Consider the following 18,095-nt stretch of genomic DNA (forward strand, 5'->3'; position numbering starts at 1 on the left):
TGTATCCTCCTACTAATTACTTCATAAAATAGCCAATATTTATTATAATACATTTATATACAAGTAAACAATAAATGTTAAAGCTCAGCACAAATTAATTATGCTGAGCTTTAACATTTATATTATATATTATTGTGGAAGTAACAAGAATCTGAATACAAATAACACAGCTAATATATATATTATAGGATGTACATCTTTATGTTTTCCCGTAGCTACTTTCATGATTGGATAAAATATTATTCCAGCAGCTATTCCATTAGCAATACTATAACTAAATGGCATAATAGCTATTGTAAAGAAAGCAGGCACTGCCTCTGTAAAGTCATCAAAGTTAATTTCTTTAACTGAGCTCATCATAAGTACTCCTACTATCACTAGTGCTGGAGCAGTTGCTTCAGATGGAACTATACCTACTAAACTACCCAAAAACAAGGAGATTAAAAATAATAGTCCTGTAACAACAGAAGTAAGTCCTGTTCTTCCGCCTTCTGCAATTCCTGCAGTGGATTCTACATAAGTTGCAGTAGTGGTAGTCCCAAACATTGCGCTTATAGTTGTGGATATGGCATCAGTTAAAAGAGCCTTTTTCATATTTTTAATTTTACCGTCTTCTTCAATCATATTTGCCTTTTGAGCAGTTCCTACAAGTGTTCCGATTGTATCAAAAAGATCTACTAAACTAAATGTCAATACTACCATAAGTATACTTACTAATGCTCCTAAAAAGCCTGTACCCTCATGATTTATAAGTCCTTTAAAGTCAAATGCCATAAATACAGGACCAGGGTTTGCTGGCATACTTAAAAAGCTTATATCTTTTATATTAGTAATTCCCATAGGTATTCCTATTATAGTAGTAATAATTATAGATAATAACATTGCACCTTTTATATTTCTTGCCATTAACACTGCCATTAAGATAATTCCTATTAAAGTCAATACAGTTCTAGGATTTGTAAAGCTTCCAAAACCCACAAGTGTAGAAGGATTAGCAATTACTATACTACCACTTTTCAATCCAATTAAGGCTATGAATAGTCCTATTCCACCAGTAATGGCTATTTTTAAATTTTCAGGGAGTGCTTCTACAATCTTTTCTCGTATAGAAGTAACAGTTATTAGAATAAATAGTAGTCCTGAAAGAAATACTGCAGCTAACGCTTGCTGCCAAGTATAACCTAGTGTTAAACATACACTATACGTAAAGAATGCTGTAAGTCCTATACCAGGTGCAACAGCAAATGGCAGATTAGCATATAACCCCATAAGGATTGTCCCAATAGCGGAAGTAATGCACATGCCTACAAATGCAGCGGCTACAACAGGATCATTTACAGTAGAAAGAGTAGCAGCCTTGTCACCCATTAACCCTAATGAGTTCATTCCTGAAAATTTTAATATATTAGGAATAACTAAAAGAGCATAGGCCATAGTAACAAAAGTAGTAAATCCTGCAAGAACTTCAGTCTTTACATCAGTTTTATTTTGAGATAATTTAAAAATTGACTCAAATAATGATTTTTTATTGCTGTTTGAATAAATATTATTCATTATAAACCTCCTAAGTTCTAGTATATTAAAATAAAAAAGCTGGCAAGGGATTTTGAGTAAACCCGTTACCAGCATATGTTGGTTCAATTAATGAATTTAAAACCAGATGCAACAGATTCACCCATAGCAGGAAATTTATGGTATCCCGTAGAAACTTCTGAACCGTATTATCAGAATTATATGGATGATATTATTCAATTTTTATTAATAATAACAGAAAAGTTGCAAATGGTCAAGGTTTTTTTGGATTTATGTTCACATCTACTCTATTTTTAATACCTTCATTAAGTCTTGAATCTAAATTATAAAATAAGCCATGATTACTTCGAGTATTTTTATATTCTTCATTTGCGCTGCCCTTCTTTTGTTCAGTTAAAAGATGATTTAATCTTGTATGTTGCAGAGTTTCTATAGTAGGATCTTGTCTATTATGCAAATTATAATTCACTTTTTCAATATTCATACTTGGATCCACTCTATCGTTTAATTTAAAACCATTTTGTGATATGGCATCATCTACGTCTTTATTTATATCATCATAAGCAATGATTGGATCATCTGTATCATCAAATATTGGAGTTTTAACACCTTTATTTATAGTTCTACTGCTTTCATAAGGCATTTTATAGGTACCTGATATTGTATCTGGTCCTAAGTCGGCAATATTAGCATTCATTTTACTATTTAAACCACCAGTATACATATAAGGATCTCCAGTTATGGTATTTACAGCTTCACGAGCTACAGAAGGATTTATTCTATCATTTTCTACTGTCATATCTAAAGGTATTGTATGAGAATCCTTTCCTAAAGGTTGATTTATGTCTCCATAAGGGTCTATATTATGTTCTTTAGAAGCAAATAAGAATGGATCAGTAGTATCTTGATATGCTCCCCAATTAGTAGATACACTTTTATTATCTTTTAATACTTTTTTGTAGTGCTTATTCATTTGTAACCCTCCTTTGTATAAGGTTTATAGTAAATTTGATTTGTGGATAACATTTTTTGTATATACATAATAAATATTATGTATACTTATTTATCCAATAATACTATTTAATATTATTGTTATAAAAATTAATCATTTTATTCAAAAACTTTATAGCTTCTATAGGATACTTACCAATTGACACTTCACTTGCAAGTAAAAAGCCATTAACCCCTTTAGTAAGAAAATTATATATATCATTTACTTCACTTATATTGGGATTGGATGAATTTTTCATTGAATTTAATATATAGGTTGCTATTATTACATCCTTCTTTTCTAGTGCTGCCTCCCTAATAATTCTGTCTTGAAGTAATGGTATTTTTAATATATCTACTTCACTTATTAAATCTCCTCTGCCTATTAACACTCCATCGGTTACTTTTAATATATCTTTGCTATTTCTAATACCTTCTTCCTCTTCTAATTTAGCCCAAATTAATGTATTGAAGTTCGATTTGAGCTTGTGAACTTTTATAAAGTTTTTTAATTCTATAATTTGCTCTGTTACCGAGCAATATGATAGACATATTATATCTATCTTATTAGTTAATGCCCATTTTATATCTTCTTTATCTTTATAGTTTAATCTTAAATGTTTTCTTTTAACACCTGGAATGTTTATACCCTTTTCTCTTCTTAGTATTCCACCTTTTCTTACTATAGTATGCAATATGGAATTCTTATTTTGTATAATATCAAATTCCATAGTTCCATCTTTCATCAAAAGTTTTTTGCCACTAAAGTTTTCGATGGAGATACCATTAAAGTTTAATGGTATTAATGGAATCATATCTCTATGTCTATCATTTTTTACAAACAAATTAGTTCGTTCATTGTAGAAATCTACCTTTTGATCTGGATACACTTTTATTTCAAATTTGAACTTATCACTTATACGTATTTTACTTCCCTGTATATCACCCATAATAAGTATATGAGGATAATTTAATTTAACATATTTAATTAAATCCTCAGAATGCTTGTAATCTATATGAGAAAAATTGAATCTTAATACATTTGCTCCATGTTCTATAATATTTATTATACTATCAATATTATTTACCCTAGGTCCAATAGATGCAATTATATACATTTTGTCATACCTCCTTGAATTGCTTATAGAAAATTTTAAAATTACTATAAGTCATTATGTTTCTCTTTATATTATTATAAACCAAATGATATATTAAAAAAAGTTTACTTTTGTTCGTTAACATAATTCTTAAGATATATGCAATAAATTCATTATCACATTTACACAAATGGAATATAATAAATTAAGACTAGTAGTCCTATCTACGACAATAAACATATTATAAAAAGGAGGGATAGGATATGAGTCACAAGCATAAACACAAAGATTGTTGTTATGAATATGAATATGTTAAGAAGTCAAGCTGCTGTTGTAATCAAAATCGTCAATGCAGCCAAGGTTGTGGATGCAATCAATGTTGCGGAAACAACTCATTTTTAGGGAACAACAATAGTTATTTATTACCTTTAGTTTTAGTAGCTTTGTTTTGTAAAAAATGCTAAAGTTTATTAGGAGCAGTAGTTACATACTGCTCTTTTTTATTCCAATTTATTCAATATATAGGTAATATATGTTATAATATATATTATTTAATGTTATATTGGGCAAAGTATAAAAGGGGGCCAAAATCATGGGAGAAAAGTATTACTGTGATGCTTTAAGTGATGATTCAATTATTAATGTTTCTAACTTTATATACCCTAAAATTAAAGATAAAAAAAAGATATTAATACTTTGTATAGGTACTGACAATTGTTTAGGAGATTCTTTTGGTCCCCTAACCGGTACACTTCTAAAGGAAAACAATTGCTCTTATGATGTACTAGGAGATCTTGAAAACATTATAGACTTAGGTTTTATTAAATCTAATAATGATATAATTAAAAATAAGTACAAAGATCATTTCATAATTGCATTAGACGCCTGTCTAGGAGATAAAAAAAGTATTGGCAAATTTATAATAGAAGATAATCCGTTAATTCCTGCTTCTGCCTTATGTGATAGTACATTTTGTATGGGAAACGTATCTATTAAAGCTGTTGTAAATAAATATCACAATATAAAATATGCTAATTTATACATGCTTCAGCAAACAAGATTATTTTATGTATATTCTATGGCTAACAATTTAGCAAAATCTTTATTAAGGACATATAATCTAACCAATACATTTACAAAATTACATTGCGATAATAATCAAATGATGCTATAAAAAATAAAGAGGACAGAAATTTCTATCCTCTTTATAATATTCTTCTCTTCTTTAATAAATTTGTTAGCATAAGTGCTATAATCCCTCCTAAAAGTGCAGTAATAAGCTGAGGAGTTCCCATGCTAATTATTAACTTGTCTGCAACCTTTTTCGGAATACCTAAGCTAAATATAGTTATAAGTTTAGATGATGCTAAAGATAGGAAACCAAATTTTAATAACGAACTTATTATTACTCCCCAAATACCAGCTTTATCCCCCGTTTTATTTATCATAGAAAATGCTACTACAAATATAATGTTACCTATCATTATAAAAGGTACAAATGGACCAAAGGGTGCAGGTAATTGTCCAATAGACCACGCTAAAAGAGGTGTTAGTCCTCCTACTAGTATTCCCCATTGCATTCCTGAGCTTATGGTTGCAATTATAAGTACAGCATTTACTATAGAGCCAACGAATAATTGACTTATTTGAGGAAAGCTTCTTCCTATAGCTTGTGCTGCAATAGCTAAAGCTAATAATAAAGATGATCTTACTAATTTTTGTACTGTATTCATTTATATTCCCCTTATATAATTATTTTTTTGTCATAGCTGATTTTACATTTACCCCTCGTATTTTACCAATCTTACCTGTCATGGCACTTATTTCATCTGATGTACCATCTACTATAAGAGAAATTACACTAATCCCTCTTTCCCTATAGGGGATGCCTAGTCTTCCAACTATTATATTGGCAAATTCATGTAATGTACTATTAACATTCTCTGCACTTTCAAGTTCCTCCACAACTATGCCTACTACTCCTATTCTCTTATCCATAATTATCCTCCTTTGTATAAATAAAAACCTTCTAGCAAAGCTCTAGAAGGTTTAAACGCATTATTATTCATGTATTTCCCCCCTTTTGCTTAGTAGCTTCCTTGCAATTAGGCCTATTAAAATATATTATCTCTTTTGCTCGTTAAAATTACCAACAAAAGGGATATATCTTATTATACTTTTTTAGTACTTTTAAGTCAATTTATAAAGAATTTATTTTTAATATTATATTAAAAACAAGTTTATCTTATGATATAAAAGTTTTAATATATCTTAATTGAAAATTGTGGTTTAATAAAAATGCTATTTAGTGAAATACTAATTATAAATTATATAATGAAAGTAGTTGATTAGAATGATTAAATTTAAAAAAACTAGATTATATACACTATGTTTCATTATAGTTTTTCTAGCTATAATTAGTACTAAGCTTCAAGATTTAAATATATTATATGCAAGAGATAAATCAAATCCTCTAACCACATATGATGCTGGCGATCCAAATTATACCAAAACTGTATATCTTACTTTTGATGATGGCCCTACTTATATAATTACCGATAAGCTATTAGATGTTTTAAAAGAAAATAATGTAAGAGCTACATTCTTTGTAGTAGGCAAAGAAATCGAAGGACGAGAAGATATACTAAAAAGAATACACAACGAAGGCCATAGTATAGGACTTCATACTTACTCTCATAATTTTAAAAATATATATTCTAGTAAAGAAATATTTATAGAAGAAATGGAAAAAGTACGTAGTAAAGTTAAGGAAATTACTAATGTTTCATCTTCCGTAATAAGATTTCCAGGAGGAAGTTCCAATCATCTTACTCAAGATTTTTTGGTAAATTTACATGAGCATAATTTTAAAGTTTATGATTGGAATGTAGACCTTTCAGATGGGGTAAATCCAAACTTAACCACCAATAAACTTGTTCAAAATGCAAAAAAATACAAACAAAGCTATAGCAGACTTATAGTATTACTTCATTGTAATTCTAATAATAAAAACACTGTAAAAGCTCTTCCACAAATAATAAGATATTATAAAGGCTTAGGATATGAATTCAAAGTCATAGATAACAATACAGAAGAATATTATTATAAGATAAAAAAATAGAGTATGGTATCTACCATTCTCTATTTTTTTATCTTTATTATTTACTGATTAACTTTTCAACCTTTTCAACTACGTTTTCCACAGTAAATCCAAATTCTCTAAATAGTATTTCTGCTGGAGCAGAAGCACCAAATGTATCAATTGAAATTATTTCCCCATCTAATCCAACATATTTATGCCAACCAAATGAAGACGCCGCTTCAACTGCTACTCTTTTTCTTATATTCATTGGAAGAATTTTTTCCTTATATTCTTCTCCTTGTGCTTCAAATACTTCTAAAGAAGGCATGCTTACTACTCTAGCATCAATTCCTTTTTCTTTTAATACTTTTGATGCTTCATATATTAATTCTACTTCAGAACCAGTAGCCATAAGTATTACATCAGGAGTAGGTTTTTCAGAATCCTTAAGTATATAAGCACCCTTTAAAGCATCCTTACCTGTTTCATCATATAAAGGAAGGTTTTGTCTTGTTAATACTAATGCTGTTGGACCTTCTTCATGAGTTATTGCATAATACCATGCAGCAGCTGTTTCCTTAGAATCAGCTGGTCTGTATACTGTCATATTAGGTATACTTCTAAGTGCAGCTAATTGTTCTATAGGTTCATGAGTAGGACCATCTTCCCCTACGCCTATACTATCATGAGTAAGAACATAAGTTACAGGAAGTCCCATAAGGGCTGATAATCTCATTGATGCCTTCATATAATCAGAGAACACAAAGAATGTTGATACAAATGTTTTAAGTCCTCCATGAAGTGCAATACCATTACCTATAGCAGCCATAGCATGCTCCCTAACTCCATAATGTAAATTTGCTCCGCCTCTATCTTCTTTTGAAAAATCACCTTTATCTTTCATATAAGTTTTATTAGATGGAGCAAGGTCTGCAGAACCTCCAATTAAATTAGGAATAACTTTAGTTAATCTATTTATTAATTCTCCTGAAGATGCACGTGTTGCCATCTTTTTATCAAAACTCCAAAATGACTCATCATTTAATAAATCTACGTTTAATTTGTTACCAAACCATAAAGCCCATTCTTTAGCAAGTTCAGGATAGTTTTCATCATATTTTTTCTTTAATTCATTCCAATTTTCTTCTTCTTTTGAAAAATGATTTTGAAGATTTCCCATATGGTCTCTAACTTCATCTGGAACATAAAATTCATCTTTATAAGCCCATTTTAAGAATTCTTTTGAAGCCCCTATATTCTCTAATCCCAATGGCTCACCATGAGCAGAAGACTTACCTTGCTTTGCTGGACATCCGTATCCAATATGCGTTTTTACTATGATAAGTGAAGGTTTGTTTTCCTCATTCTTAGCTTCCTTAATTGCCTTATTTATAGCTTCTATATCGTTTCCATCTTCTACATTAATAACTTGCCAATTGTAAGCTTCGAATCTCTTACCAACATTTTCTCTGAAAGCTATATCAGTATGTCCTTCTATAGATATATTATTTGAATCATATAATGCGATAAGCTTTCCAAGGCCTAAAGTTCCTGCAAGAGATGCTGCTTCTGAAGTAATACCTTCCATTAGGCATCCATCTCCTACAAGGGTATATGTATAATGGTTTATCATTTTAAAATCTGGTTTATTAAATTTTTCGGCTAAATAACTTTCACTTATAGCCATACCTACTGCATTGCAAAATCCCTGTCCAAGTGGTCCTGTAGTAGTTTCTACTCCAACAGTATGCTTATATTCAGGATGACCTGGTGTTTTACTTCCCCATTGTCTAAAGTTTTTAAGATCTTCAATTGTTAATCCATATCCAAACAAATGAAGTAATGAGTATATTAGCATTGAACCATGTCCTGCTGATAATATAAATCTATCTCTATCTATCCATTTAGGATTTTTAGGATTATGTTTCATATTTTTTGACCATAATGTATATGCCATAGGTGCTGCACCTAACGGTAATCCTGGGTGACCAGAATTGGCTTTTTCTATCGCTTCTGCAGATAAAAATCTTATGGTATTTACAGCTAAATTGTCTACATTATTCATGTGATCATCACCTTTCTAACTTATTCTATTATATTATAAACTAAAACTATAGTTTTTCAAATTAAATATAGAATTTTTTTGTATTATATAGAATCTTTTCTAAACCCCTTGCCTTCCACTTCAGCTACATCCAATATAGATATAAATGAATTTTCATCTATTTCTTTTACCATTTGTTTTAAAAGCGGTACTTCAGAAAGTTGCACTACACAATATAATACTTTCTTTTCAAGATTAGTATATGCGCCTTCGCCATACAAAAAGGTAACGCCTCTAATTAAATTTTGCATTATAGCTTCGCTAACTTCTTTTTCTTTTTCAGTTATTATAAAAATCAGCTTATTTTTTCTGTCGAAACCTTTAATAACCATGTCTATCATATAAGATGTTATATATATAGACACAAGTGTATATAATGCACTTGTGATTCCAAATATAAATGCACCTATTATAACTATTACTGCATTTACAATAAAAGTAGTAGTTCCTATATTAAAGTTTTCATTTTTTCTTTTTAGCACTGAAGATATTATATCAAGACCTCCAGTGGAACCATAATAAGTAAAAGCGATGCCTACTCCTACCCCATTTAATATTCCCCCGTACAGGGATAACAATAAAGTATCATCTATAGAAATTATATTTTGTAGTGAATTTGTTACTATAAGCATTACAGAAAAGGAAATAGTTGCCATGATAGTATATAGCGTAAATCTTAAATCCATTTTTTTGTAGCTTAAATAAAGAAGAGGTATATTTATTGCAAGAGTAGAATATCCTGCTGGTATATTAAATACATATTGTAATATAAGAGCTATACCTGAAACTCCTCCACTTAAAAGATTAGCATTTACTATAAATAAATTAATTCCTAATGCTGATATTAACGTACCTATAATTATAAATGTTAAGTTTTTTAAGTGCCATGCTATAGGCTTATCTATTATTTTTAAATTCATATAGTATACATCCTTCCCTACAAATACGATATCATATATTATAATTTCCTTCTAAATTTATTTTATTATATAGTTTGTCAAATATACTGATTTGCAGCCGCTGCCCAATCCTTAGTTATTTCTTTCATTGCTTCTATTGCAATGTTCACATCATTTTTCATAGTAGGTTTACTAGATAATTTTTTCACTTCACCATGAGGATTTTTAAGAGATAAATTTTCTTCCTTTCCTGTAAGAACCCATAGTGTTTTATAGTTTATAGGCTTTACAGTAAGCTCATCTTCTCCTACTCCATCTGTAAAATATATTACAAGATAATTTATTAGCTTGTTATTATATATATATTCGAAAACGGGAGAAAAAGCAGTTCCACCTTTTGTTTCCAGCTTCGCTTTTACATCTTTTTTATTCTTAACTTTATAAACTCTTCTGATTATATTATCACATTCTATTATTGTAATTTCTGATTTATAATTTTTAACTATGTTTAAAACTTCAATCATTATTTTGTCTATTTCCTTATCTGTTATGCTTCCGCTTATATCTATTGCTATTATTATTTGTACTAAATGATTGGAAAGTCTCCCTCTTAGATCAAGTCTATTTGGCTGCCTTCTATCCTTTCTAGTTATTGTTTTCTTATACCCTGAAGGCATTGTACCTAAGGCCCTTTTTAGATAATCATTCCAAGATACTTCTGCTCTTTTATTTAATAAATTTATAGCTTTTTCTATTGATATAGGCAATTTACCCCTTTTTGCATTTTTAACTGTTTTTTTAGTAAGTTCACTTATATTCTCAATATTAAAATCATAATTTTCTTGTGTCCATATATCATGGGCTTTTTCTATATCTAATACATATTCAGTTTCAGGCTCACTTTTATCAAATACTTCTTTTGATATTTCTGTGCCTGAATCTTTAATCAATTTCTCGATAGCATTTTGAATTTTTTCAGCATAGTATTCTGCTGACTCTTCATATTCTAAATCAACATTATAGGACAAACTTACTTCCTTTACACTGCGACTCCATGATGGTAAATTTTCAATATATTGATTTATAGAAATATCTAGAGCCAAATTTACTACAGATTCGCTATATTTCTTTCTAAGTTCTTTATGTCTTTTAAAATGCCCAAACATTATATGATATATTTCATGTTTTATAAGAGCTCTCATTTCCTTTAAAGAGCACTGTAAAAATATTGTTGGATTAAAATGCAATATAAAATGAGACAAGGATACTGTGGTCCCTAATGCACCAGAAGTATTAAAGTTTATATTTTTTTTCATTTGGATAGTAAATAAACCAAAAAAGTTATCTTGTCCCTCCATCAGTGAAAAAGTACAAAATTCTATTAGTTTATTAAACTTCACTGAAAAGCTTTCATTTTTGCTGATCTCTTCTCCTAAAGCATAAACTTCTTTTAAAAGTTCCCTTCTTAATTCCTCAAAACTACTATTATTCATCAATATCTCCCTTAATCATCCAAATCTTCATATAGACTAAAATATCCTTCAATAAATATATCATTATCTAAAAATTCCTTGTATAATGAATCGCTATAATTAAATTTAATCTCCTGCATTATACCTACTTTTAAATCCTTAGGATATATCTGGATAAACTCAGAAAATAATTTTATATCATTTTCGCCATGTTCTGAGCGCTTTAAATATAAAAGGGCATTCTTAGCTGCAATATAAAGTCTTGAATGACTTTCAGTTTTTACCTTTACATATAATTCTTCACTCAAATATCCCTTTTCAAATATGTCCTGCGGTTTAATAATTGGATTTTTATTTTCTTCTAGAAAATTTAAAAAGTCCTGTGCTATACTTCCGCCTACATTCCCCTTTACAAGATTATAAAAAATCTTACTAGGATATTTATTTTTATTATTTAAATACACTCCATAGGCTTTTGAAACCCTTTCCCAACTTCGAGGCGTTGCTTTAATACTTTCATCTATATAAGGTGTATGTAGATATTCTGGAAAGGTTCCAATAAATTCAACTATATCTTTATGTATATTTCCTTCTTCACTCATTGCCCAAGTAAGCCAAGTTTTTGTATCTGAATCAATATCAATCCAGACAAATCTATTTTCCTGAGCTGGATCCATATCTACTACCTGATATTCACTTTGATTATATTTATCATATTTATTGGAAGGATTCATAGCAGCAATAACATATACATTTTTAGGTAACATGTACCCATTTATTTCTCTGTTCAATATTAAATTCATAAGCTCTTGTTGTACTGTATGTTCACATCTGTTTAGTTCATCTATAAATAATAATACCTTGCCATTATTATTTTCTCTCAAATATTCCTCAACTTGCAAAAGCTTTATATGTATAGCATATATTGTTCTCTTACTTTTAATTGCATTCCCATCTTTATTTATTATATAATCTTCTACTGTAGGAAGTCCCCCTATTTCGCCTTCTTTTAGAAGATTGGCATCTATATTTACTACATAGTAATTTTCATGAGTACCTAACTTTTTTATCAGTGAAGTCTTTCCTATACCACTTTCTCCTATTAAAAGTGGTACTGAATCGCTTTCTAATGTAAGTTTTACTGTTAAAAGTGCATCATTAAAATTCATTTTTATCTCTCCTTATGTTCCAAGTTTATAATCTACTAATATTTTCTTAGCTTTCTTACTCCCATGCTTATGAATAAACTTTATTCTATTAAACTTCAATGCTTCACATTCTATAAAGTCTATTACATACTTATTATCTATATTTTCTTCTCCGAGTTTAAGCTGTATAATATCTAATAACTGTTTTTTATTATATTCATCTATATACTTAACTATCTTTATATTCTCTACTACAAATACTCTTAGCTTTTCTTCATTTAAGTTAGTAATATACCTCATTGCTTCTTCGTTTTTATTTATTGCTACTTTTTCAACCTCTAAAAATGGATTTTCAATATATTTTAATACACTCCAATCTCTCTGCACTGACATAAGTTGTAGTTCTAGAGATGGTTCCTTTATATATTTTATAGAATCTGCATCTCTCTCTATTGCTAATTTTTGAATTTCATAAGGAGGTAGTTTTATAAATTGCAATGCCCATCCTCTGTTTTTTACGGCTTCTTTCATAACCTCTATTGAAGGTCTTTTTATAAATTTTACTGCATTCCATGCATTTCTTACAGCATATAAACACATTTCTTCTGTAGGATTATCTATATTTTTTATAAAATATGGATCCTTCTGTATAATACTTAGATTTTCTTCTATATTCATATATTACTCCTTACCATCCATGATTTAACTTTTCTATATTCTTTAAATATAATATCATATTTTATAATTTAAATAAATAATAATTATTACTTACTAAGAATAAGTAATAAGCCCTTAATGAACTCATTCATCAAGGGCTTATTACTAATATATAAGTATTATTAAACATAGGAGAAGAACTACACCAAAAATATATATAGAATAAGTTATACTATTCATTTTATAGCTAGCTTTTCCCATCTCCTTATTTAAGTTTGTGGTAGCGGTAACTTTTGATTTATTTATATAATTAATAGGATTTACTTTCTCTATAAACATTTCTGAAGAATTTACATTATACTCTAGTGGCATTTTCCCTAACTTGCTCATCATATTTCCAATTAAGCCGATAAGCTTTAATAATCCTTCATCGCATATTCTTAAGATAAAAGAGCTTACTTTGAATAGCATTTTAAATACTGGAATATATACGTTTTTTTCTAAACTAAACCAATTAAGAGCTATATTTTCATACCACCAGTTTTGTCCAGCTCCTTTTCTTAATACCTTTCTTATGAAAAATACGTATATTAAAACTCCTAATCCTATGGAAGTAAAGGATGATTTTATATTTTCAATAGTATAAAAGTGGACATCTACCTTATGGTAAATATTAAAGGTCTCTACAGCTTTATCAAGTATCTTCATTATAAATTGTGGATAAATTCCTATAAAAACTGTTATAAACGCTAGAACTGACATAGATGCTAAAGCTCTTCCTGTTATTTTCATTTTTATGTTATCTATTTCTTGATTGCTCTTTTCAATAAATACTGCTATGAATAACTTTAAAAGATATGCTGTGGTAAATGCACTGCTTATTGTAAATATTACTTCTCCAAAATGAAGCCAAAATCCTCCGTATAAATGAACTGCTTCTGATAAGGCATGATGAAGCATATTCTTACTAATAAATCCATTAAAGCCTGGCATACCTATTATTCCGCAAAGTCCAATAAGGAATGCTATTTTTAAAATCTTTTTATTTCGTCCAAATCCTCCTATGCCATTTATGCTTAATTCATGTAATGCCATATATATTATACCTGCGCCCATAAATAGTAATACCTTGAATATCATATGATTTATAATATGATAAAGTGTTGCATATAGCGCTATGCCTTTGTGCTCCTGAAGCATTCCTACAAGCGCTATACCAACTATAATATATCCCATTTGACTCATACTACTATAGGCAAGTATTCTTTTTATATTTCTTTGGAACATTGCTAAAAATCCACCTATAAACATAGTTAAAAATCCCAAGATAAGTAATACTAATGATACATATATATCTCCAGGAACTATTATTTCTGCGGTAATTAAAATACCAAATATTCCTGTTTTAAGTAATACTCCAGATAATATAGCGCTAGCTGGAGCTGGAGCAGCTGGATGGGCTTTAGGAAGCCATATGTGTAAAGGTATCATTCCTGCTTTTATACCAAATCCAAATATTATAAGCCCAGTAATAACATACTTTATGTTACCCATATCCTTTAAAAGATATCTGAGCTCGTATATATCTAAAGTTTGAGTGTAATTATAAAGCAGAAATAATCCCATTAAAAGAACAAGTCCTCCTGTTACTGCCATTATTATATATGTTTCTCCTGCTTCATGTGAATACTTATCTTCATCATGAATAATTAATGGATAAGATGTTAATGACATTATTTCAAAAAAAGTAAACAAATTTAAAAAGTTTTGTGATATAAATATCCCAAGGGTACTCCAGTAAGTAAGCATAAAAAATAAATAGTATCGATTTCTATTCTTATAACTTATAAGATATTGTGTAGAATATATAGTTACTAACAACCAAATTAAAGCAGTCAACCATACAAATATATACCTAAACATATCTAACTTAAATTGAAGCCCTGTACCCATTATATTAGGTATGAAAATTTCTATTTTTCCATTCATAACATTTTTATATAGAGAAGTTATTAGTAAAAAGTTGAAACCGGTCATTACAATGTTAAATACATCTCTCCACTTTTCTTCTTTTCTACCAATAATGAATCCAATAAACGACCCTATAAATGGTATAAGTATTATATAAAGCAGTACTATTCTTGGATTCAAATAATTCACCTCACTTAAATTTAATTTGTAACTTCAAGAGCCATACTTGTCAAGAAGTCTATTACTGGATTAGGAAAAAGTCCTAGAAACGTTGTAATTACAGTTATGGCCATTATTGGAATTAACATTTTTAAAGGAGCTTCTTTTTTTACTGTAACTACACTTTCCTCTTTTTTGAAAAAAGCAACAGTTACAACGGGTATAAGATACATAGCCGTAAGTAGTGCACTTAGTAAAAGTATTACAGGGAAAGCTGCCCTACCTTCAGAAAGTCCTCCTAGAGCTAAATACCATTTGCTTACAAATCCGTTAGTTGGAGGAATCCCTATAAGTGAAATGGATGATATTGTAAAACACCACATAGTTAGAGGCATCGCTTTTCCAATTCCCTTTATTTGACTTATTTCTGTTTTACCTGTGGTATACATTATTGCTCCTACACAAAAGAATAAAGTTATTTTTATTACTGCATGATTTAACAAATGCAGCATTGCTCCTATAAAAGAGTTTCTATTCAAAAGCAGTATTCCCAGTAAAATATATCCTAACTGACTTATTGTGGAATAGGCTAATCTCTTTTTAAGATTTTCTTGATGCAATGCAAGAAAGGATCCCATAAGTATTGAAATTATTACAAATACAATTAAATATCTATTAGCCTCTGTAGCTCTTACAACGTCTGCCCCAAATACATAATAAGTGACTCTAGTCAATGCAAATACTCCAGACTTAACTACTGCCACTGCATGAAGTAGTGAACTTACAGGAGTTGGGGCTACCATGGCCTTAGGGAGCCAGGAGTGAAAGGGTACTAGCGCAGCCTTTACTCCAAAACCCATAAACATAACCAAATAGCTTATAAAGTAATAATTTTTATTTATTAGCATATTTTTTTCTATAATTCCACCTGGAATAAATTCAAGACTATTTGTAAAACTAAATAAAATAATCATTCCAAGTAGAGCTAAAGTTGCTCCGCCAAAAGAATAAATCAAATATTTTTTTCCGCTTTCTAATGCGCCCTTAGTTCCAGAATGTATTACTAAAGGAAAGGTAGCTAGTGTCAAAAATTCATAAAAGAAATATAACGTAATTAAGTTTCCTGCAAAAGCTATCCCTAGTGTTATTCCTAGTGTAGCTATAAAATATGAAAAGAACTTTTTTTCTTTTCCCTCATGCTTCATATACTCCATAGCATATACAGTTGTAAACATCCATAATACTGATACTAGCAATGAAAAAAATACACTTAGCTTATCTATCTTAAAATATATATCTAAGAATTCATTTATTTTAAAAATATGCAGACTAACTTCTCCTAGTTTTTTGGCTATATATACTACAAAGATTAAATTTATTAATACAACAGAGCCTGCAAATATATTTCTTTTCTTTTCATTAAACCCAAATGCGGCTACTACAATAGCAGCTAAAAAGGGGAAAATGATTGGAAGTAAAATAATTATATTGTTCAAAGCCATTTCCTCCTATACTAATCCTGTCCTTATCAAATTGATTATTTCTTCAGAAGCTATTCCAACATATAGCATGGCTATAACAAGTATTAGAATTGGTATTAATTCTTTTATAGACTTATCTTTACTTCTATATATCTTGTCCTTTAAATTTTCTTCACCAAAAAAACCATTTATTGCTATTGGCAAGTAGTATATAGCGTTTAAAAGGCTACTTATCAGTATTACACCTATAAGTATTAGTTTATCCACTTCTATACTTCCAAGTGCTAGATACCACTTGCTTACAAATCCCGGAAGCAAAGGTATTCCAAGCATTGACAAAGATGCTATAAAGAATAGTCCTAATGTATATGGCATTTCTTTACCTATGCCCTTAAGATTAGGTAACTCCTTTTGCCCTGACTTTTCTATAATTGCTCCTGCGCACAAAAATAATGCAGATTTTGTCACAGCATGACCTATAATATGAAATATGCTCATTATAACTCCTAGTTCTGTACCTAAACCTATGGAAAAAAATATATAACCCATTTGAGCTACGCTTGAATAAGCAATAACTCTTTTTAAATTCTTTTGAAATATTGCAAATACAGATCCCATTATCATTCCTAAGCATCCAAGAACTAATATTATATTAAGTATAGAAAAGTTTGATATTATATCTTTGCCCATTACCCTATAAAGAACTTTAAGTAAAAATATTACATAAGCTTTTAGTACAAGTGAAGATAATATTGCACTTGAAGAGGTCGGTGCATTAGAATGTGCATCTGGTAGCCATGTATGCAGAGGAAACATGGCACTCTTAACTCCTAGTCCTATAGTAAATAATCCTAATGTTATAAGAATTGCTTGAGGATAATTAGCATAACTGCTTACTAAACTTTCATGCACATATGTCATATTGAGTTGTCCAGTCATCGAATACAGGTATGCAATTCCCATAAGTACTAGTCCTGAACCAAGACAACTCATAATAATATATTTGATTCCTGCTTTTATATTTTCTTTTTTATCTTTAACTATTACTATACCACAAGAAGCTAGGTTTCCTATTTCTATAAATACATATACATTAAACATATCATTAGAAAAAACAATGCCTAGAAGAGATGCTACAAGAATATTTACTAAAAGATAATACATTGAAATCTTGTTTTCATCTATATCATGTTCTATGCTATAGCAAGAATACCAAGTAACCATCAATGCTACAAATGCAAATAGCACTGATATAATACATTCTATAATTCCTACCCTAAACTCAATACTAAAAGGTGCATCAAAATGTCCTATTCTATAAAAATAACTTCCATTATCTATAGTGTATATTAATGAAATTCCAAATAACACTAGACACGTTATAAAAGAAATAATGCTTAAGAATTTAATTATGTTATTTTTTTTAATCAGTGGCATAGTAAATGCGATTAAGAATAAGATTAAAATACCCATCAAGGGAAAACTTTGGATTATCGACAAAA

The 18,095-nt window shown here is 29.3% G+C and carries 16 protein-coding genes and 1 riboswitch; of the genes, 3 read left to right on the top strand and 13 right to left on the bottom strand.

Annotation, left to right across the window (positions count from 1 at the left end):
- Positions 1 to 129: 129 nt before the first annotated feature.
- The 3 genes from JOC70_RS02600 to JOC70_RS02610 form a co-directional block, all read right to left on the bottom strand.
- Positions 130 to 1,554, bottom strand: a complete 1,425-nt coding sequence (locus tag JOC70_RS02600) for an NCS2 family permease (protein WP_204597330.1) — start codon at positions 1,552 to 1,554, stop codon at positions 130 to 132.
- A 104-nt stretch (positions 1,555 to 1,658) separates the two neighbouring features.
- Positions 1,659 to 1,758, bottom strand: a riboswitch (purine riboswitch).
- A gap of 28 nt (positions 1,759 to 1,786) precedes the next feature.
- Positions 1,787 to 2,506: a hypothetical protein gene (locus JOC70_RS02605; protein ID WP_204597331.1), complete on the bottom strand. Its 720-nt coding sequence runs from the start codon at positions 2,504 to 2,506 to the stop codon at positions 1,787 to 1,789.
- 103 nt (positions 2,507 to 2,609) lie between these two features.
- On the bottom strand, positions 2,610 to 3,641 hold the full coding sequence (locus JOC70_RS02610; protein WP_204597332.1) for a pyruvate kinase: 1,032 nt from the start codon (positions 3,639 to 3,641) through the stop codon (positions 2,610 to 2,612).
- A gap of 242 nt (positions 3,642 to 3,883) precedes the next feature.
- Here JOC70_RS02610 and JOC70_RS02615 point away from each other — a divergent pair, with 242 nt between their 5' ends.
- Positions 3,884 to 4,084: a hypothetical protein gene (locus JOC70_RS02615; RefSeq protein WP_204597333.1), complete on the top strand. Its 201-nt coding sequence runs from the start codon at positions 3,884 to 3,886 to the stop codon at positions 4,082 to 4,084.
- Positions 4,085 to 4,212: 128 nt separating this feature from the next.
- Positions 4,213 to 4,794, top strand: a complete 582-nt coding sequence (gene yyaC, locus JOC70_RS02620) for a spore protease YyaC (protein WP_204597334.1) — start codon at positions 4,213 to 4,215, stop codon at positions 4,792 to 4,794.
- 31 nt (positions 4,795 to 4,825) lie between these two features.
- On the opposite strand, the gene JOC70_RS02625 is transcribed toward yyaC, so the two are convergent.
- On the bottom strand, positions 4,826 to 5,353 hold the full coding sequence (locus JOC70_RS02625; protein WP_204597335.1) for an ECF transporter S component: 528 nt from the start codon (positions 5,351 to 5,353) through the stop codon (positions 4,826 to 4,828).
- 19 nt (positions 5,354 to 5,372) lie between these two features.
- The gene (locus JOC70_RS02630; protein WP_204597336.1) at positions 5,373 to 5,618 is read right to left on the bottom strand and encodes a TM1266 family iron-only hydrogenase system putative regulator; all 246 of its coding nucleotides are present in this window, start codon (positions 5,616 to 5,618) and stop codon (positions 5,373 to 5,375) included.
- Positions 5,619 to 5,973: 355 nt separating this feature from the next.
- Here JOC70_RS02630 and JOC70_RS02635 point away from each other — a divergent pair, with 355 nt between their 5' ends.
- Entirely contained in the window at positions 5,974 to 6,741 is a 768-nt protein-coding gene (locus JOC70_RS02635) for a polysaccharide deacetylase family protein (protein ID WP_204597337.1), read from the top strand.
- 37 nt (positions 6,742 to 6,778) lie between these two features.
- On the opposite strand, the gene tkt is transcribed toward JOC70_RS02635, so the two are convergent.
- The 8 genes from tkt to JOC70_RS02675 all read right to left on the bottom strand — a co-directional run bounded on the left by tkt (position 6,779) and on the right by JOC70_RS02675 (position 18,093).
- On the bottom strand, positions 6,779 to 8,767 hold the full coding sequence (tkt, locus tag JOC70_RS02640) for a transketolase (RefSeq protein WP_204597338.1): 1,989 nt from the start codon (positions 8,765 to 8,767) through the stop codon (positions 6,779 to 6,781).
- Positions 8,768 to 8,850: 83 nt separating this feature from the next.
- The gene (locus JOC70_RS02645; protein WP_204597339.1) at positions 8,851 to 9,726 is read right to left on the bottom strand and encodes a YitT family protein; all 876 of its coding nucleotides are present in this window, start codon (positions 9,724 to 9,726) and stop codon (positions 8,851 to 8,853) included.
- A gap of 77 nt (positions 9,727 to 9,803) precedes the next feature.
- Positions 9,804 to 11,198: a vWA domain-containing protein gene (locus JOC70_RS02650; protein ID WP_204597340.1), complete on the bottom strand. Its 1,395-nt coding sequence runs from the start codon at positions 11,196 to 11,198 to the stop codon at positions 9,804 to 9,806.
- 11 nt (positions 11,199 to 11,209) lie between these two features.
- Positions 11,210 to 12,346 carry an AAA family ATPase gene (locus tag JOC70_RS02655; protein WP_204597341.1) on the bottom strand — a complete coding sequence of 379 codons (1,137 nt, stop codon included), beginning with the start codon at positions 12,344 to 12,346 and terminating at the stop codon, positions 11,210 to 11,212.
- Positions 12,347 to 12,358: 12 nt separating this feature from the next.
- A complete protein-coding gene (locus JOC70_RS02660) occupies positions 12,359 to 13,003 on the bottom strand; it encodes a hypothetical protein (protein WP_204597342.1) in 645 nt (214 codons plus the stop codon).
- Between the two features lie 144 nt (positions 13,004 to 13,147).
- On the bottom strand, positions 13,148 to 15,133 hold the full coding sequence (locus JOC70_RS02665) for a complex I subunit 5 family protein (protein WP_204597343.1): 1,986 nt from the start codon (positions 15,131 to 15,133) through the stop codon (positions 13,148 to 13,150).
- 20 nt (positions 15,134 to 15,153) lie between these two features.
- Positions 15,154 to 16,608, bottom strand: coding sequence for a proton-conducting transporter transmembrane domain-containing protein (locus JOC70_RS02670; RefSeq protein ID WP_204597344.1), 1,455 nt, complete (start codon positions 16,606 to 16,608; stop codon positions 15,154 to 15,156).
- A 12-nt stretch (positions 16,609 to 16,620) separates the two neighbouring features.
- Positions 16,621 to 18,093, bottom strand: a complete 1,473-nt coding sequence (locus JOC70_RS02675; RefSeq protein WP_204597345.1) for a complex I subunit 5 family protein — start codon at positions 18,091 to 18,093, stop codon at positions 16,621 to 16,623.
- Positions 18,094 to 18,095: the final 2 nt, after the last annotated feature.

Source organism: Clostridium pascui (assembly GCF_016908015.1).
GTDB classification, from domain to species: Bacteria; Bacillota; Clostridia; order Clostridiales; family Clostridiaceae; genus Clostridium_AK; species Clostridium_AK pascui.